Genomic DNA, 18547 nt, shown 5'->3' on the forward strand with positions numbered 1-18547 from the left:
TTACAGGAGTTGATACAGTGGCTCAAAAGGAAAAAATGATTACGAAGGGACAACTTTTCCTTTTTATAATTCAAGCCCAAATCGGTGTTGGTATTTTGTCTCTTCCTTCCAAGCTTAACGAAACTGCCAAAGGTGGAGGGGGACTTTCTGTTTTAGTTGCAGGGGCTATTACCCAACTTGCCATCCTTCTTCTGTGGCTCCTGCTGAAGAATTTCCCCGGGCTTAACCTATTCAATATTTGCATAAAACTCGCAGGCCCGATTATTGGCAGTCTGTTAATTATTGTGTACATCGGTTACTTTATTCTGCTTGGCTCCAATATTATGCTTAGTGCCGTAGAGGTGCTTCAGAGGTGGATGCTGCAAACTACGCCAAGATGGGCTGTACTGGCTCTTTTTTCTATCATGACTCTCTACCTCGCAAGAGAAAAACTTACAATATTAGCGACATTTTACACGCTGGCTTCCTTGCTTTTTATTCCCTTATTTTTATTTATCTGCTATGGATTAACTCAAGCCCACTTTGAAAATATGTTACCCCTATTGGAAAAGGGGGTCTGGAATATCGTAAAGGGAGCAAAGGACACAACCATATCTATGTATGGTTTCGAATTAATGCTGATCATCTACCCGCTATCTGAAGGTACAGATAAACAAAAATTAGTAACGGTCAGCCTCGCCAACTTGTTCGTGACCCTGTTCTATTTCTTTGTGGTCTCTACCTGTCTGATGTTCTTTAATTCCGAGCAAATCAAAATGATACCCGAACCGGTTATTTACTTAATGAAATCTCTAAGCTTTTTCATTGTAGACCGTGCAGATATCCTGTTTTTGCCGATTTGGGCCATAACCCTCGTATGTTCTATTGTAAGTTATTGCTACGCGGCTTCCATTGGGCTCAGTGCTTTTTTCAGACGAAAAAGCCATCGGAATTTCACTCCATTTGTGAATATCATTACATTCATGATCGCGCTTGCGCCAGTAACTTCTGTCGGCATTCATCTACTGGATACAGCCTCTACATATGCTGCCTATCTCTTTATTGGCGGGCTCCCATTGGTAATGTTAATCATTTCCCGATTTATCAAAAGAAAAGGAAGTGGCCTTGCATGAGATGCCGCATGAAGTTAGGAACGATTGCACTCTCGGTGCTGATTATTTTTTCCTCCCTCAGTCTCACCGGGTGCTGGGACCGGGAATACTTGAAGGACTTGCATCTGGCCTACGGTGTGGCACTTGATATAGCCAATGATGGAAGGATACAAGAAACTGTGGAATTAATCATTCCGCCGGAAATTGAGCAAAAAGGGACTACGAGCGAAATTCATACGAGTTATGGACTTAACCTGCGCAGTGCCAGCAATCAGATGCGTAATCGAGTGAGGGGAAACATAAGATTTCTTAAAAATGGTTTTCAGTTAATCGGAAAGTCAGCGGCAGAGCAAGGCCTTTACTCTAATTTAGATGTGAACTTCAGGGATCCAAGCAACCCGACATCCAACGTTAGGGTCATTATTGCGGAAGGAAAGGCCTCCGACATGCTTGAACAAAAAACGGTCGGGGAGTTAAAGGTTGGCGAGTTCATCACACAAAAGATTGAAAGTCTTGAGGATATGAGTGTATTTCCAAAAGAAACGTTAGATACCGTATTCCGGTACCTGAAGGACCCTGGGCAGGACTTTGCTCTTCCCTATATAGCTGTAGAAGCCGACGAGATTATCACAAGAGGATTGGCCCTTTTTAATGATCAGTATTATTGTGGGATGCTGAACCCAGATCAGTCAACATTACTGGTCCTACTAAAGGGGCAAAAAGGAAAAAATGCGAGATTCACAAAGAAAATTGATCTGGGCTATCCGGATAATAGACAGGAGTACATCACTATTAATGTAGGTTTAAAAAAAGTGAAACGGAAATTCAAGGTATCGGTTTCTGCCGACAAAAGTATTGAAGTCCATTTGGAGTTAAAACTACAAGCCATCGTAGAAGAGTTTCCCGGAGAACTTTCGCTAAAAGAAAAAGATTTTCAAAAAGTAAATCAAGCACTTTCGGAAATTCTCACAAAAGAAGCTGAGTGGGTTGTGGAAGAGGTCCAAAAGGCTAACTGTGATATCTTTGGTGTTGGGAGAAAGCTGATTGCTTACCATCACAATGTCTGGAAGGACAAAAATTGGTCTAAAGATTATCGTAAAGTACATTTCCATCCTAAAGTGGATGTAAAAATTATAGATACCGGCATTATTGAGTAGAGGGTTCCACCTATTAGTCATGCATATGTAGAACCCTTTATTTATTTGATTTCCTTATTTGTTAACCCGCCAACTGACCAGCCTGTTCACGACAATCAGTGAAATCATGCTGAAGACCAGCATGACGGTACAATCCAGCATAACCCCTTTAGACCAGCCGACCGTCAGAATGGAACGCATAGCATCCGCAGCGTAGGTTGTCGGCAGCACATAAGATATCCATTGCAGCAGCACAGGAAGCTGTATAAAACCGCATGAAAAGCAGGGTCGTAAGCGGATACAGCGTCGCCATCAGAATGACCCATGCCCAGCTGTCCCTGACAATCGCGAACTGAATCCGGAACAAAATAGAGATTTCCGTCCACCAGCGTTCCCATCGGCCCCTCTTTCTCAGCGGCTGCAGCCCGATCGGGTTCAAGCCCGTTATATAATACATGCCCTTCGGTCGGCTTCAGGTGCCCCACCAATTGTTTGATCAATGTCGATTTGCCCGCTCCGTTTGGTCCCAGCACCCCAGGATTTCTCCCCTTTGAATGAGAAAAGAAATATCTTCGTTGGCTTTGATTTTGCCCTTCTTGTAGACCATATTGACGCACTCCACCTCGTAGATCCAGCTATCCATTTCCCCCCATCTCCTTCAACTATCGCAAAAGCAAGCTTTTGGTCTGATCCATCAACGCAGCCAGCCGCTCAGTGTCGAGCACATAGTAGATCCGGCTGTCCATTCGGGTGATTCGGATTAAATTCAGGTCAATCAGCAGGTTCGTATGATAGTTGATCGCTGCCGGTGTCAGCATTAATAGCTGCGCCAACTCGCCTGCATACCGATTGCTCTTTTTCAGCAGCCCGATAATTTCCAGCCTCCGTTTGTCGGAGATTACCTTCAGGAACTGTTCAATCGCTTCCTTCTCTTCACGCTGACTGGCCAAAGCATCATTCCGGTATCCGAGAATCATCCAATCCAGCCGGGACACGCCCTCAAAATGCCGGAAATCCACGCGGACCTGTGAGATATAGCTGACGTGAACCCGGGTATTCTTTACGATTAACTCTTTACCGGAATTAGCAATCTCTCCAAAAGCCTTCTCCGGCTGTTCGTGAAAATAAACGTCATAACGAGCCGCGCCTTCCTCCCCAAGCTCCCTTAACCGTTCCCTTAGGACAAGAAAGCCGTGACAGAAAAAAGAATCGAGTAAAATCTGCGTTCTCCGCTTGAACTCTCCGGGAAACTTTGCACAGTCCATAAGTTCAGCGTGAAGTTCTCCATCCGGCAGCGGAACAGCGGCAACCAGCCGATGCAGAAGAGCGGAATCCTGACGGACCTCCTCAAAAGAAAAGCCGCCTCGCCAATCCGGTCCGGAGCTTGCATACACAGCCTCAACCAGCATCGCCGCCAGTTCCCCGGGTTGACGCTTGTTATAGCATTCCATCCAGGCCTCTACGGTCTTCACTTTATCATCATCGTAAAACACCTGGGAAAGAACGGCATCCAGCCGGTCGTACGTCAGGGTCTTTCCAAAAAAACGGGCCAGTTCCTCTTTGACATGCCGGGATATTCGGCTTATGACGTCTTCCAGCATCTCCGTGAATGGGGGGTCTGGTGTAAACTTCAGCTCCTGCGCAAGCTCGTTCATGGACTCAATCTTGGCGGCCATCGTCAGTGCGGCAATGAATTCCAGCGGCTCGCAGTAGTCAAACTTCATCATCTTCACAATTTCATCTGGGTTAATAATTCTTTCCTCCTCGATTTTAAGTATTAATTTAACTAATATTGATTTTCGTTAAGTATTTATTAAACAAATCATAACAAGCTAATTCTTCCATGTCAATGTTCCTAAATTTATATAAAAAAAGTAAGTTCTTAAAAGGTGTGTAAGGTTTCACGCTTATCATTAAACTAAATAAAAATGGCGCCCAATCCGGTCGCCATTTTTAAATAATATTCATTTAAACAACTTGCCTAATCACTCTTTTAGCTAAATGAACGACAGCCGCCCGCCCATTTGACGGATGTGGTTGACGTCGGCCCACAGGATAAAATAATTGTAGAACGTTTCCCCAATTCGGACAGGGCGGGGGTATCTCACGATAAGGGCAGCCTGCTTATTCATCTCCGCTGGCTGGTCGGCCGACGGAAAAATGAAGCACGCCTCCCGATTTTGTATCGTCATCATGACAATCCGGGAGAAGAGCCATAAGGCATCAATGGATGAAAAGCTTCGGAGCTGCATACACCGGCAATCCGGTCGCCCGCTGAAATCGCGGATACCTGAAAAAAACCGCCGGCCCCTTCGTACCGTTCTTCACTGACCCTGCGCCAGTTTGCAGGATACGGAAAGGATACCCGGTACACGAAGCTTGTGTAGATGTTCTCCGGAATCCTTCTGACGCGAGGTGACCATTGCAGGGCGGTAATCCGGCCGCCGCTGAGGACGTTCACCGGAACCGGCTTCCTGATATCGGCAATCCAGAGCTGGCTTGCGCTTTCTGCACCTGCGCATCCCGATAAATACGCGATTTGGTCACCGTCCGGCGACCAGCTGACAGGAGTGGCGAAACAGCCGGAGACCGCCAACGTCCTTGGATTCCGGCCGGTACGGCTGTCGGTTTGGATGAGAGAATAATAATCCGGCTCCTTATAGGCAGTTGCGCTGTAGGCGATGCTCCGGGAGTCAGGGGACCATGCCGGAAAATAGTTTTTGGCGAGCGGTCCGCCTTCCAGCGTATAGATGGTGCCGGTGGCCAAATCCACCGTCGAAATGATGGAGATGCTTGCGCCGGGGGACGTATACAGCGCAAACGTTCCGTCCGGGGAGATCCGCACGTCATGGAGCGGTCCATCCGTATTGTGCGTGATTTGCCTCCGGTCTGTGCCATCGGCCCGGATGCGGAAGAGCTGAGTGAGACCGGTGGAATCCGGAGCCGTGAACAGAAGTTCCTTGCCCGAAGGGAACCACTGGACATCGCTGGCTCCCGGCTCCGGGATGGTATAGCTGCGATGTGAGGACGTATCATAGACGACGATTTGCCCGTTGTTGACATACACGAGAGACCGGCTGTCCGGGGACCAGTCCAGCAGCGTGTAAGGTTCGATTTGGTCGATCCTGGCCACGGCGAGTGTGGCAGTATCCAGCACATAGACCACATTGCCAATGCCGATGAAGGCGATTCTCCTGCTGTCCGGCGACCAATAGGGAATGGAAAATTCCGCACCAAGCCCCTTTGTAAGTTGAAAATTAAGACCGTCCTGCGGCCGGTACAGCCAAATATCGAACGCTCCGCCGCGGTCCGAAGTGTAGGCAATCCCCCCTCGATTGTGATCATAAGGAACAGCTTGCACGGCCAACATCCTCTCCTGAATCATCTTATATATCAGATGTATTCAGCGGAGGGCGGTTAGGCGACAGTCCCGGACTTCCATGATCCAAATGTTCATGTACAATAGAGGCTTCCTGAAGATGTGCCCCGTCTGACGGCTAGACCACCGGCATATTTTGCGTTAAAAGCAATCTTGCTTCAGCGCAGTATCGTCATTGCGAATCGTCAATTCCGAGCTCCCGGATACCGACTCGGTATACCCGCAGACAATAACTTCCTTCGTCTCCTTCCGCGAGTCGGTATATTTCAGATAGATGGCCCCTTCGCCAACAAAGCTCAAATCAGGGGTGATTTTAACAGTTTTCCCGCTTGGGATCCCTTGGGTGAACGTATCCCTGGTGTCCCCGCTTCGAATCCCTGTTTCTACCGAAACAATATCATAGTCGGACTGATTATGTACCGTTACTGTGAAGCTGCGCATAACATTGAACAGGTCCGGCAGTGTCTTTAGCACAGGCCAGCTCGCCCAAACACCGATCAGCACCGTACAGGCGGCGGCCAGCAGAATCGCGGTTCGTTTATTCATTCTCACAACCACCTAATCCATTAGTTCTCTCAGCATTCCCTGCGGATTGTTCAAAAAAGCTTTCGTCAGCAAATAATGCTCGGTAGATTCATAAGGTGTTTTGGTCAAGCCCTCTTCCCCAGCACATAAATGCCGGCTCCCGGATAGGCAAGCAGAATCGGTGAATGAGTGGCGATAATGAACTGGGAATTTTGTTTGACCAGCTGATCCATTCTTGCAATCAGGGCAAACTGCCTGGAGGGGGACAAGGCCGCCTCGGGTTCATCCAGAATATACAGCCCGTTTCCCCAAAAGCGGTGCAGCAGCAGCGACATAAAGCTCTCGCCGTGAGACTGCGCATGCAGCGATTTCCCCCATAGCTCTGGGCTGCAGCCAGCTGATCCACTTCGGTTGCTACATTATAGAAGCTTTCCGCTCTCAGGAAAAATCCGTCCTTCGGACGCCTTGCTCCCTTAACCAACGTCATATATTCATAGAGTTCCGAGTGGGACGCCTGTGTAGAAAAGTTGAAGTTTCTCGAACCGCCTTCCGGATTGAAGCCGAAATTTGCGGCAATCGCCTCCAGTAAGGTGGACTTGCCGGTTCCGTTTTCCCCCACGAAAAAAGTAACCTTGCCCTCGAAATCAATCTGATGAATATTGCGGATAACGGGGAGGCTGAACGGGTAACGGCGGGGTTCCGGGATACTGCTTTGATTGATTCTTGCTTGTCTTACATACAGATCGGAGATCATGTGTTCCACTCCCTTCAATCAAACATCTCCTATATCATACCGAGTTCGCCCCGCCTTATCAATTTTAGATGTACTCCGGACAGATCCTGAAATTCGGATAAAAAGAGAGCGTCCCGGCGGCCGTTTCATTCACGGCTGTAGGATACCCTCTTTTCACAGTTATGCGGAAAAAGCTATTTCTTCAGGTGATAAGGCACCGTAGTAATAATCACATTCCGCCGGTACAGCAGATGTGCGCGGAGCAGCAGACTGGATTGGTTATGCAGAATATTGTGCCAGCCCTTCTTCGGAATGAACTGCGGCACGACCACCGTTACCTGGTAATTGGATTCACCCGCCTTGCGCTGGACGGTATCGATGAACTTGGTCAGCGGTTGAATGATGCTGCGGTAAGGCGAATACAGCGTCACCAGCCGGACTTCAGGGTGAAAGTTTTTCCACTTTTCTTCAAATATCGCATCATCCTCCCGCTCGAACGGGACATGCACGGCAATAATCTGCTCGGCGCCGAGCGATTTGGCATAACGGAGTGAATTTTCCACCACATGGGTAATCCCTGCAACCGGCAGAATGATGATATTCCCCTCAATCGCCAGCGGCGGCTCCTCACAGGTGGAGATGCGCAGCTGGTCCGCTACAGCCTCATAATGCTTGTGAATCCGGTAGAACAACAGGATAATGAGCGGTAAAAAGACCAGTACCGGCCACACCTGCGGAAATTTGGTCAAGAAGAACATGATTGTAACAATGAAGCTGATCAGCGCGCCCGCGGTGTTGATAATGAACTTGGTGACCCAGCCCTGAGGCTTCTGTCTGATCCATTTGATCATCATCCCGCTCTGGGACAGGGTGAACGGAATGAATACGCCGACCGCATACAGCGGAATCAGGTGCTCCGTCCGGCCTTCAAAAGCAATGATCAGGAGGATCGACAGCAGCCCCAAGATAAGAATCCCATTGGAATAGCCCAGCCTGTCCCCCGGACCGTGAACATGCGCGGAATGAACTTATCCTTAGCCAGATTCACCGCCAGCAGCGGAAATGCGGAATAGCCGGTATTGGCCGCCAGGACCAGAATCAGCGCAGTCGTTCCCTGTACAAAGTAGTACATGAAATTCCGGCCAAACACCTGCTCGGCAATAATGGAAACCACAGTGGCATCTTCCCGGGGAGTAACCCCATAGTAATACGCCATAAATACAATGCCGGTGAATAATACGGCCAGCAGTGTACCCATAGCCGCCAGGGTTTTGGCCGCATTATTGGGCGCAGGTGCCTTGAAGTTGGGAATCGCATTGGATATAGCCTCCACCCCTGTCAGCGCCGAGCTGCCCGAGGAAAATGCCCTCAGCAGCAGGAACAGGCTTATGCCCGCGACCGGCGTGCCGATCGGCGTATGCAAATCGGCGGGAACGCTGCCGCTAAGAATCCGGAACACACCCAGACCAATCAGGACAAATAAAGCGAGTACAAACAAATAGACCGGATAAGCGAGGAATGACGCCGATTCCGTTACCCCGCGCAGGTTCAGGGTTGTAATAATCAGAACGAAGAAAATGGCAATAAGCACATTATACGGATGCAGGCTGGGAAAGGCCGATGTAATCGCGTCCGTCCCGGCCGAGACACTAACGGCTACCGTTAATATATAGTCCACCAGCAGTGAGCCGCCAGCCACAAGTCCCGGGTATTTCCCAAGGTTTTCTTTCGATACCACATATGCTCCGCCGCCGTGGGGATAGGCAAATATAATTTGCCGGTAGGATAAAATCAAGGCCAGCAGCAGAACCAGTACCCCGGCAGCAATGGGAATGGAATACCAGAACGCCGCAGCGCTGAGAGTAACCAGCACCAGCAGGATTTGCTCAGGACCATAAGCAACCGAGGATAAAGCATCTGAAGAAAGAATTGCCAGTGCCTTGGTTTTGTTCAGTTTCTGGTCGCCAAGCTGATCTGATTTCAGCGGCCGCCCAATTAAAAATCTTTTTACCGAAGACATCATCAGCCTCACCCGTCACTTTTTAAAGTTATATTACCCTTCGAATTAAATAATAATCTCAGTTCCTTATTATACACTTCCCAGGCAATTACGGCTGATCTTCGTTTCTGTTCATATTCCTCCAAAAAACGGCGTTTAGGACGCCTAACCATTTAAAATTCCTTGTTTGCCTAACTCAGCGAAATATCGCGTTATGAAGCCCGTTCAGGGTTAGTTTCTTTTTAACACGTGTGATGTTTACGGTAAGCGTGTTATCATCGACAAAGATCTGATCATCCCATAACGCTTCCAGCAATTCTTCGCGGGACAGAATCTCCCCGGCGTTTTGCATAAAGATATGTATCAGCCGGAACTCATTTTTGCTTAATTCCATGGTCTGATCTTTATATTACAGCTTCATGCTCTCTTTAAGCAGTACGTGAAATTAGAAAAAGCCGCCTCGGTTATTACTCATAACTCTGGCGGCTTGCCCACAGGATACCTCTTATTTTGTAAAGATAACCATTGCCGTGTACTTGGTATCCGAGGGGGCTTTGTGTACTGAGTTTGTTGATACAGTGGTAGGAACAGCCTGATATTTGATATCTATAAGCTGCCCTTGTTTCATTGCCGATATGAATTCATCTATCATATCACTAAGCTCCGTGATGTCGTGAGCTTCAAATGTTTCAACCGCATAATATGCCATTTCAATCACCTCCTGAATATCAAAATTCGACGTCAGGAATTATTTTCCTCCTTTTACTTTATTATTTTTTCATTATAAGGAACACAATCCTTCATATGACATCAAATTCTATTTTGTGGGATTGGCCGTGAATCCTTTACTGTTTTGATACTACTTTGCAGACGGACCTGGGATATACTAGCCACAGACCTAATAAAGGAGATTACACTTTATGAATAAATCAGCGCTAAGCGCTCTTCTTGGATTAACTGTACTCGTGGCAGGCTGCAGTACGATGAAAACCCCCAGCGATTTGCTTAAGGCCCCGTCTCAGGGAAGCGCGGATGGAACGATAACAAGCATTGTTCAGCCTTATCTGCCTGCGGGCGCCCACCTGACGGTGCCTGTACAATCGGAGTCCAGCAGCGCCATCCAATTGCAGGATCTCGATAAGGATGGGCAGGAGGAAATTCTGGCCTTCTACAAAACAGACAAAACCGGCTATGAAATTAACGCGCTTGTACTGTCCAAAACCGGCGGCGAATGGAAAAAGCTGATCAACATTACTGGAGTCGGCAGTGAGCTGGACTACGTAAAGTATGCTGATGTCACCGGGGATGGAGCAGCGGATGTGCTGCTGGGATTCAGCGGCGGTGAAGGCCTGGGCAGGGAGCTGTCAGTATACAGCCTCAGCGGCGGCCAATTATCGGAGATTCTGAAGCAGCCTTATGATTATCTGGCGGTCGGGGATATGACGAACGAAGGAAAAACAGACCTCGCCTTGATCCATTCAACAGTCGACGGGGATAACCTTCCTCAATCCCACCTCCAGTTGCTGAGGCTTCAAGGCGGCAAGCAGCAGAGCTTATCCGACCAGAACATTAGCGGCATGGTTATGCAAGCGATGTATGCCAAGGTGGCCCCGGCAAAAAGCGCATTGATTATCGACGCAGCCATTGGCGCTCATTCCTCCTATACCTCACTGCTGACTTGGGCTAATGGTTCTTTTACTGATATACTTGCATCAGACGATTATCAGCATCCGGCGCTGGCAGACAGCAAGAATCTTGTGCTGAAGCCCCTGGCTTCTGAACCGGACGGCCCGCTGGGCGAACACAGCTTGGCCATTAAGGACTATCCGCTGTACAGCGAGGACGTGAACGGAGATGGGATCATTGAGATCGGCTTTCTTGTTCCTCCTGCCGGTTCAGAGAGCTTCTCTCCGCTGGCTACCCCTTTTATCACTAAATATTATCAATGGGACGGACAGACAGGACTGAAGCTGGTGCAGGAGCAGTTCGACCGGTGGGGGTTCAATTTCCATATCCCGGCGTCCTGGACCGGCAAATACCTATTGGATATTACGGGAGAATCCCCTGCTCCATGGGAGCATATAAGCTTCAGCTACAAGGATGCAAATTCTGGTGAAAAGGCCCAGCTGCTGGAACTGCGCCTGCTGACGAAGAAGGATTGGCAGGCGGCTGAGGCGCAGCTGATTGCCGCCAAGGCTTCCTACAAGCTGCTCTACGAATTACAGAATACAAGTGATGAAACGGCGCCGACGGTGCTCGTTGCGGTGCTGCCCTCCGCAAATGCCGGCAGCAAGCTCACGGGACCCGCAGTCCAGGAGTATGAGCAGCTGAAGCTGACACTGGAGGAAGTCCGGCAGCTGGCCGGCACACCACAGAAGCCCCGGCCATAACAAGGAGTTGGAATCATGAAGGTGCTGATACTGGAAGATGAAAAGCCCATACGCGATCTGCTGTCCATAAATCTGAAGCGTGCAGGCTTTGACGTTGTCGAAGCCGCCACCGGAGAAAGCGCCCTGGCTATTGCCGGAAAGGACAGGGATTTCGATATTGCAATTATAGACCTGATGCTTCCCGGGATCAGCGGCTTCCAGGTGTGCGGTGAACTGCGCAGACAGTACCCCCGGCTTGGCATCATCATGCTGACTGCCAAAAGTCAGGAGGTCGACAAAGTCATGGGACTGGAAGCCGGAGCAGATGACTACGTCGTGAAGCCGTTCAGTCCGGTGGAACTCACAGCGAGGGTTAGAGCACTGTACCGCCGGATGTACCCGGAGGAGGCTCCCCGCCGCAGAACAGCATCCGGTTGGCCCCGTTCACGCTCCTGCTGGATGAACGCAAATTACTGAAGAACACCATCGATGTCCCCCTCACCCCCACGGAGTACTCTATTGTGAAGCTGCTCATGGAGCAGCCTGGCAAAGCGGTTAGCCGTGATGACATACTGACCTCCGTCTGGGGTCAGTATTTTATGGGTGAGCTTAAGATTGTAGACGTCAATGTCAGCCGGATCCGGCAAAAAATCGGACAGGAATCTTCCGGACCCCAATACCTCGAAACGGTGTGGGGATTCGGCTATTTATGGAGGGTGCACTCGTGCTGAAGGGAATCAGAGCCCGGCTCATTGTCTATATTACCCTTGTTCTGCTCCTGATTGTCCTGCTGCTGGAGGGGGTGTTTATTGCAGCTGTCCATTACTACTATCTGGGCAGCGCCATGGAGACACTGACATCGCGGGCCACGACCTCTGCTACCTTTTTTAATAAATATCTGGAGGGCTACTCCATCAATGAACGGGCCAGATATATACTGGAGAACCTCTCCCCTGACGAGAGCAGCAAGGTGGAAGTGCTGAGTCCGGAGGGAAAAGTAATTATCAACTCCTTCGGCTTCGCAAGCTCCGAGCGGATTGATACTCCCGATGTCAAAGCGGCTCTGGCCAGCGGCAAAGGGACTTACCAGAGCCTTACACCCGGTAAAGAGGAACGGATTCTGGCTGTATCCATTGCCTTAAAAGAATCCGGGACAAGTATTGGCGTACTGCGCTATTCGGTCTCGGCCGAACCTTTATACAGCGTGATTGTAAAAATCCTCATTAACGCCGCCTGGGTGGGACTGCTGGTCATTGCCTTCGGGTTCCTGCTGAGTGTTATTATCGCCAAACGGATTGTAGAGCCGATCCAGCAGCTTACCGGTGTCGCCAAAGAAATGGCTACCGGGAATTTTGCCGTCAGGGCAAAGAAGCGGCACGACGATGAAGTCGGCACTCTGGCCGTCACGCTCAATTACATGGCAGAGGAAATGGTCAAAAGTGAAAAAATCAAATACGACTTCATCTCCTCTGTCACGCATGAGCTGCGCACTCCGCTGACCTCCATCAAAGGCTGGGGCGAAACGCTGCTTGTGGGTGATTTGTCGGATACAGAAGAGACATTGATGGGGCTTGAGGTCATGACAGGCGAAACGGACCGCCTGATTGGACTAGTGGAGGACCTGCTGGATTTCTCCAAATTCCAGGCCGGTGAGCTGACGCTTGAGCTGGAACCTTATGATCTGCGGGGACTGCTTGAAGATTTGCTGCTGCAGTTCAGATACCGGGGGTCCACCAAGCAGATCCGCCTGTATGCCGATATCCCGGATGAGCCGCTGCCTGTAGACGGGGATTTCAACCGCTTGAAGCAGGTTTTTGTCAATCTGCTGGACAATGCCTTCAAGTTCACCCCGGCCCAGGGGGAGATCAGGCTCTCGGCAGTGCCAGGCGATACCCAAATAAGCATTACCGTTGCGGATAACGGTGAAGGCATTGAAGAAAGCGATCTGGAGAAGCTGGGCACCAAATTTTTCAAAGGCAAGTCCCGCCAATCCGGCAGCGGCCTTGGCCTTGCCATCTGCAAAGAAATTATCGAGATGCATGGCGGGAGACTGCGGATCGAGAGCGAATTCACCAAAGGCACTTCAGTCATTGTAGAGCTGCCGCGTTACCGGATGCAGTAGATATCCGGTGTGCGGGCAGCTCTTTTCGCTCTCGAACGGTCAGAACTATACAAAAAATCCACTATGATAATCCCACATGAAGACTACGGATTTCAAGGTCAACGACTTATCCCCATTTTTATACACATCTTATCCACAAAAAAGGCGCTACCCCAAAGTCTTCCTAACTAGACTTAAGGATAGCGCCTGAATTAAATTCAAACCCCTTGCATTTACGCCCCGCGCACAAGCGCGCGGTACATCAGAAACAGGAAATAGGGCGCGCCCAGCAGCATAATGATCAGGCCTGACGGAATTTCTGTCGGCGCTATGACCGTTCTTCCGACCGTGTCGGCAATAACAAGCAGCAAGCCGCCAAGCAGTCCCGACAAGATAATGGAGCGTCTTGTGTGGTGCCCGATCATCATCCGCACCGCATGCGGTGCCATGAGCCCGAGAAAACCAATCGTCCCGACACTTGCAACAGCTCCGGCCGCAAGCAAAACACCGATAATCATCGCCCATAACCTCGTTCCGCGGACCGGCAGGCCAAAACCTGTTGAGCTTTCGTCGCCAAACGCCAGCAAATCAAATCTTCTGCCCAAATAGTACGACACAGGGAGAAGCAACAGCAAAAATGCAAACAGGCTGTAAAATTGCTCCCAGCTCCGCCCATACGTTGAACCTGTCAGCCAAATAAATGCCGTGCTGCTCCAAAGACTGGCTTTGACGATCATGGCCTGGATGCCTGCCGAGCCGATTGCTGAAACTGCGATTCCAAGCAGGATCAGTACAGACGGATTCAAAGCCCTGCGCCAGGCCAGCGTAAATACAAAGGCCGCCGCGACAACTCCACCCGCGATGGCGGCAGCCGGAAGGGCAAACACCGGCAATCCCGGCCACACGACCAGCAGGGTCAGCGCTCCAAACCCGGCACCTGAGGTCACGCCGATAATAGAGGCATCCGCGAGCGGATTTCGCACGGCGCTTTGAATCAACACACCGCTGACGGCCAGCGCAATACCGCCGCAAGCGGCCACAAGCGTGCGCGGAAGCCGTAAATTCAGCAGAACCGAATACGCTTGATCTCCCCTGCCGACCAGACTCTCCAACAGATCGGATACCGGGATTCTTGTTCCCCCAAGCGACATGCTCACAAGAATGACCCCAATCAGGAGAACAGTCATGAATATCGCTGTCGGAGCAAAACGCATACGCAGTGCAGCCCCCCCTATATTCATCGAGGACTGCCCTCCACCTGAACCGGATATATTCTTCATCCTGGTGAGCACAAGCCAGATCAGCCAAGGCGCTCCAATAATCGCCATCACTGCCCCGACAGGCATTTCCCCCAGATTGCTCCGCACCATACGGGCAAGTGTATCTGCTGCAGTGATAAGCAATGCTCCCCACAGCGCACTCGCGGGAAGGAGCAGACGATGCTTGCGGATCCCGCTAAGCCGGACCAGATGGGGGCCACCAGACCTACGAAGCCAATGGGGCCAACCACACTGACCACAATCGCAGCCATTAGCACCGATATGCCGAGGCCCACCGCCCGGGTTAAGCCTACACGCTGTCCAAGAGAGCGGGCGGTGGACTCATCCAGCTCCAGTGCATCAAACTGCCTGCCTCCGAGCAGAGAAATTCCCAGCAGGACAACAACAAAAGGCCAGGCGTATTGAACACCGCTCCAGTCCAGTTGAATCAAAGAGCCTGAACCCCACAAAAACAGATTTTGTGTTTCAGTCTGGAAAAAAATATGCAGGGCCGAAGTGAACGCTCCAAGCACCATCGATACGATCATGCCGGATAAAGCCAGGCGGACAGGCGTAGCCTTCCGTCCTCCGCCCAGGACATAGGCGGCTAGTGCCGCCAGCAATCCCCCGGCAGCTGCCAGCAGCAAAGGATACTGCTGCTGCATAGCCGGAAAAGCGACCATCCCCAGAACAACCATAAAGTAAGCTCCGGCATTGATCCCCAGTGTATCTGAGGAAGCGAGCGGGTTTTTCGTTATCGTCTGCAATACAGCGCCGGCCGCAGCAAGTGCAGCTCCGGCCAAAATGCCAATCACTGTCCGCGGCATCCGGATATCCCAGAGCAGATTATGCTCCATCACATCCTGACGGTGTAATAGTCCGTTCCATACCGCAGCAGCCGGAATGTTGGCCTCCCCGAAGCAGAGGCTTAGCAGGGATACAACGAAAAGGGCGGCCAGGCCGCCCCCAAATATTCCTATCAGCCGCCAGGTCATCCCGGGTGAGGTTTCTTTGCCCGTGTTGATGTTCATATAGGTGCTCATTTCGTTAAGGTATTTACAACTTCATCAACGAGGACTTTGGAGGAAACCGGACCGCCAAATACCCACGTTGTGCTGGCCAATCCGAAGGTACGTTTTTCTTTTACAAAAGTAAGGCCATTCCAGACGGAATTGTCCTTCAGTTCATTTGAGAAAATATCATCATCCTTTTGGACGATATAGAGCAGATTCGTGTCCTTAACTGCAGGCAAGGCTTCAACGGTGGAGGTGGTGAATCCGTACATCTCGAATTTCTCCGGCTTCCAGTCGTTCTTCAGGCCAATCCGGTCCAGCGTTTGTACGGCCAGCGAGTTATCCGTAAAAAGACGCATGGTCGCTGCATTCTGATAGCTGTATGCCTGTGTCAGCACATAATTCAGGCCTTCCTTGCCTGCTGCAGCCAGCTTCGTCTTCGCATCCGCATAATGTGCATCCAGATCAGCAAGAACCTTGTCCCCCTCAGCTGTTTTGCCGACAGCAGCAGCAATGGTTTTGAAGATATTTTCCATCTCCGCATACTGGTCGCCTTGCCCCTCAGGCGGATACAGGCCCAAAATCAGTGTTGGCGCAATCGCCTTCAATTGATCATAAATCGCTTCATGGTTGTCAGTGTTGGCAATAATCAGATCCGGCTTCAAGGAAGCTATCGTCTCCAGATTCGGCTCGGAGCGGGTTCCCACATCCGTCACGCCTGCATCAAGTGGTGCTTCAGACGTTACATACAGCTTATAGTTTTCGTTGTCTGCATTACCTACCGGCTGCACACCAAGCGCAATAACATCTTCTGTAAAAGTCCACTCCAGAACTACGACCTTTTTCGCGGGCTTGTCCAGCTTTACCTCGCCTTTAGCGTCTTTTAATACAATAGGGCCAGCTGCGGTTGCACTGCCCTCGTTCGTAGCGGCTGCATTTGGAGCGGCTGCATTGTTAGTTGCGCCTCCGTCCGCTGCTGAATGATTTGCGTTGTTAGATCCACAGCCTGCTGCAACCAATACGACGATAATAAGCATCATTAAGCTCAATAACCTTTTGTTCACTCCGGATATCCCCCTATATGTATAACATTTAATTACGTATCGTGATAATCGTTATCATTTCAGTGATAATGATTATCATTCATTAGTTATATTATATGGGATTCCGCTGAAAGTCAAAGTTAAAATTAAAATTAAATAGCCCCGCCTTATATTCAATCTTCTGAATACAAGGCGGGGCAATAATAATAGACACTGTTTAAAGTTTTCTGTCCCAGAGGACTTTATTCACCGGCCATCTGACGATAGCTGGTATCGCTTACTACACGGCGGGCTGTAACATAACGGTCACGGTAATAGGAATCCGAGAGCTTGCTTATTCTTACGCCTTTGCTGCTTGAGGAATGTGCAAACTGGCCATCCCCGATATAAATGCCTGCATGGGAAACCCCGTTACCGAAAGTATTAAAAAAGACCAAATCCCCCAGCCGCAAGTCATCCTTGGACACCTCAGTGCCAGCCTTGGCTTGAGATCCTGTTGTACGCGGCAGATCACCTGCATTGAACTTCTCCATAATATATAAAATGAAGCCTGAACAATCAAAACCGGCTGCCGTCGTTCCTCCCCATACATAAGGAGTTCCCAATACCCCATTCACTTCATTCTCAAGACTGATTTCACTTGCGTATGTATTCGCTGGAATAGCTGTGAATAATAGCGCAGACCCTATCAACGACATAATGAACTTTTTCAGAACCCTTTGCTCCCTTCAATGCCTACGGAGTTAGCTGAGGGTTCGGTTAAAGGTTCCCTATATTCCTTTGCTTTCAAGAATAATTCACCCAAAAGTGGTTCCCCCGTTTTCAAAATGAAATTCGGCAACAATTCATTAATTTTTTGTAACTATTTCTATAGTATTTTATCTAGTATCACTCTGTCAATCCTATTTCCTGTTTTATCGTTTTCATTGTAAAATAATACAAAAATATACCCAGTTTATAGTATAACCTCCGCCAACAGGGAGCAAGTAACCCGTTAAATGAACATGATTTATACTAATTTTATCTCTCCCTCTGTAAGTCTATATTATATTAATAGTATAAAGGTTACATAAATGTTACTCTCCGCTTCCTTGCCGCCAAGCCGCAATATCCGCTCCAGCGACTCGCCCCGCTCTTGCCTGGCCGGTCCGGATGGTGGAAAAAGGCCGAACGAAACGAAGCACCGCAACCCGTTAGCCCGGATTGCGGTGCTTCATTTTTGAAGAGGACACGTTAAAATCACCGGCATGGCACAATTTCAACTTTATTTTCCTAGTGAGATGTTAGACTTATTCGCTTGGTCTTCTCCAGGGATTGTCAGAATATTTGATAGGTCTAATAACTTTGCAAGGAACTCCTGCAGCAATAGTATTTGGCGGAATGTCTTTTGTAACTACACTCCCTGCTCCAATAATACTATTCTCGCCAATGGTCACGCCTTGTGTAATCTTAACATCACCGCCAAGCCATACATTGTCCTGTAAGATTATGGGGGCAGAATAGACCCCTTTATCCGCTCTTTCAAAAGGATCTTCCGCATGATTTGCTGCATATAGTCCCGCTCTAGGACCTATGAACACATTGTTGCCAATTTTCACTTCGTTGCAATCAAGAATGATCATGTCATGGTTAATATATACCTCATTCCCAATCGAAATATTAAAACCGAACTCACACCGGAAATCGGATTCAATATATACATTTTCCCCGACTTCTGCAAACAAGCCTTTTAGAATGGACATATCGTATTCATCATTTGTATTTACTTTGTAATTGTACTTCCTGCAAGTAGATATTGCCTGTGTTCGAAGTGCAGAAATATCTTTTCCGACATCATCATACATTTTCCCGGAATTTATCATTTGTTTGATTTCTGAAATATTCATATGGCCTCCTGAT

At 49.3% G+C, this 18547-nt stretch carries 14 protein-coding genes, 5 pseudogenes and 1 riboswitch; of the genes and pseudogenes, 5 read left to right on the forward strand and 14 right to left on the reverse strand.

All coding sequences use genetic code 11. From position 1 onward, the window contains the following. Nucleotides 1-17: 17 nt before the first annotated feature. On the forward strand, nucleotides 18-1112 hold the full coding sequence (locus JI735_RS03615; protein ID WP_051051473.1) for a GerAB/ArcD/ProY family transporter: 1095 nt from the start codon (nucleotides 18-20) through the stop codon (nucleotides 1110-1112). Between the two features lie 8 nt (nucleotides 1113-1120). Then, nucleotides 1121-2248: a Ger(x)C family spore germination protein gene (locus tag JI735_RS03620; protein WP_157771252.1), complete on the forward strand. Its 1128-nt coding sequence runs from the start codon at nucleotides 1121-1123 to the stop codon at nucleotides 2246-2248. 54 nt (nucleotides 2249-2302) lie between these two features. Here the strand turns inward: JI735_RS03620 and JI735_RS35245 are convergent, their stop codons facing one another. The 10 genes and pseudogenes from JI735_RS35245 to JI735_RS03665 all read right to left on the reverse strand — a co-directional run bounded on the left by JI735_RS35245 (nucleotide 2303) and on the right by JI735_RS03665 (nucleotide 9572). Further along, on the reverse strand, nucleotides 2303-2482 hold the full coding sequence (locus JI735_RS35245) for a hypothetical protein (protein WP_233476552.1): 180 nt from the start codon (nucleotides 2480-2482) through the stop codon (nucleotides 2303-2305). 185 nt (nucleotides 2483-2667) lie between these two features. Beyond that, nucleotides 2668-2870, reverse strand: a pseudogene (locus JI735_RS03630) (ATP-binding cassette domain-containing protein); the annotation flags it as partial. Between the two features lie 19 nt (nucleotides 2871-2889). Further along, nucleotides 2890-3954, reverse strand: a complete 1065-nt coding sequence (locus JI735_RS03635) for an ArsR/SmtB family transcription factor (protein WP_039832929.1) — start codon at nucleotides 3952-3954, stop codon at nucleotides 2890-2892. Nucleotides 3955-4224: 270 nt separating this feature from the next. After that, nucleotides 4225-4422, reverse strand: coding sequence for a hypothetical protein (locus JI735_RS35250; protein WP_233476228.1), 198 nt, complete (start codon nucleotides 4420-4422; stop codon nucleotides 4225-4227). Then, nucleotides 4419-5597, reverse strand: a complete 1179-nt coding sequence (locus JI735_RS03640) for a TolB family protein (RefSeq protein ID WP_233476229.1) — start codon at nucleotides 5595-5597, stop codon at nucleotides 4419-4421. The genes JI735_RS35250 and JI735_RS03640 overlap by 4 nt, the downstream gene beginning before the upstream one ends. Nucleotides 5598-5747: 150 nt before the next feature. After that, nucleotides 5748-6152, reverse strand: coding sequence for a hypothetical protein (locus JI735_RS03645; protein ID WP_039832925.1), 405 nt, complete (start codon nucleotides 6150-6152; stop codon nucleotides 5748-5750). Between the two features lie 12 nt (nucleotides 6153-6164). Continuing rightward, nucleotides 6165-6885, reverse strand: a pseudogene (locus JI735_RS03650) (AAA family ATPase). Nucleotides 6886-7058: 173 nt separating this feature from the next. Then, nucleotides 7059-8887, reverse strand: a pseudogene (locus tag JI735_RS03655) (APC family permease). A 172-nt stretch (nucleotides 8888-9059) separates the two neighbouring features. Continuing rightward, nucleotides 9060-9257, reverse strand: coding sequence for a winged helix-turn-helix domain-containing protein (locus tag JI735_RS03660; protein WP_039832919.1), 198 nt, complete (start codon nucleotides 9255-9257; stop codon nucleotides 9060-9062). Nucleotides 9258-9368: 111 nt separating this feature from the next. Further along, nucleotides 9369-9572 carry a sporulation protein Cse60 gene (locus tag JI735_RS03665; RefSeq protein WP_020433394.1) on the reverse strand — a complete coding sequence of 68 codons (204 nt, stop codon included), beginning with the start codon at nucleotides 9570-9572 and terminating at the stop codon, nucleotides 9369-9371. Between the two features lie 211 nt (nucleotides 9573-9783). Here JI735_RS03665 and JI735_RS03670 point away from each other — a divergent pair, with 211 nt between their 5' ends. The 3 genes and pseudogenes from JI735_RS03670 to JI735_RS03680 all read left to right on the forward strand — a co-directional run bounded on the left by JI735_RS03670 (nucleotide 9784) and on the right by JI735_RS03680 (nucleotide 13354). Further along, complete coding sequence (locus tag JI735_RS03670) at nucleotides 9784-11253, forward strand: VCBS repeat-containing protein (protein WP_051051471.1); 1470 nt, start codon at nucleotides 9784-9786, stop codon at nucleotides 11251-11253. A gap of 15 nt (nucleotides 11254-11268) precedes the next feature. Then, nucleotides 11269-11963: pseudogene (locus tag JI735_RS03675) on the forward strand (response regulator transcription factor). After that, nucleotides 11957-13354: a sensor histidine kinase gene (locus JI735_RS03680; protein ID WP_342364506.1), complete on the forward strand. Its 1398-nt coding sequence runs from the start codon at nucleotides 11957-11959 to the stop codon at nucleotides 13352-13354. The pseudogene JI735_RS03675 and the gene JI735_RS03680 overlap by 7 nt, the downstream one beginning before the upstream one ends. Before the next feature lie 212 nt (nucleotides 13355-13566). Here the strand turns inward: JI735_RS03680 and JI735_RS03685 are convergent. The 4 genes and pseudogenes from JI735_RS03685 to JI735_RS36810 all read right to left on the reverse strand — a co-directional run bounded on the left by JI735_RS03685 (nucleotide 13567) and on the right by JI735_RS36810 (nucleotide 18534). Then, nucleotides 13567-15623, reverse strand: a pseudogene (locus JI735_RS03685) (iron ABC transporter permease). A gap of 8 nt (nucleotides 15624-15631) precedes the next feature. Next, nucleotides 15632-16669: an ABC transporter substrate-binding protein gene (locus JI735_RS03690; protein WP_039832917.1), complete on the reverse strand. Its 1038-nt coding sequence runs from the start codon at nucleotides 16667-16669 to the stop codon at nucleotides 15632-15634. Between the two features lie 221 nt (nucleotides 16670-16890). Then, complete coding sequence (locus JI735_RS03695) at nucleotides 16891-17361, reverse strand: C40 family peptidase (protein ID WP_039790937.1); 471 nt, start codon at nucleotides 17359-17361, stop codon at nucleotides 16891-16893. Nucleotides 17362-17365: 4 nt separating this feature from the next. Next, a riboswitch (cyclic di-AMP (ydaO/yuaA leader) is annotated at nucleotides 17366-17498 on the reverse strand. A gap of 439 nt (nucleotides 17499-17937) precedes the next feature. Further along, on the reverse strand, nucleotides 17938-18534 hold the full coding sequence (locus JI735_RS36810) for a sugar O-acetyltransferase (RefSeq protein ID WP_039832916.1): 597 nt from the start codon (nucleotides 18532-18534) through the stop codon (nucleotides 17938-17940). Between the last annotated feature and the right edge of the window lie 13 nt (nucleotides 18535-18547).

It is taken from the genome of Paenibacillus sonchi, from assembly GCF_016772475.1.
GTDB lineage: Bacteria > Bacillota > Bacilli > Paenibacillales > Paenibacillaceae > Paenibacillus_AQ > Paenibacillus_AQ sonchi.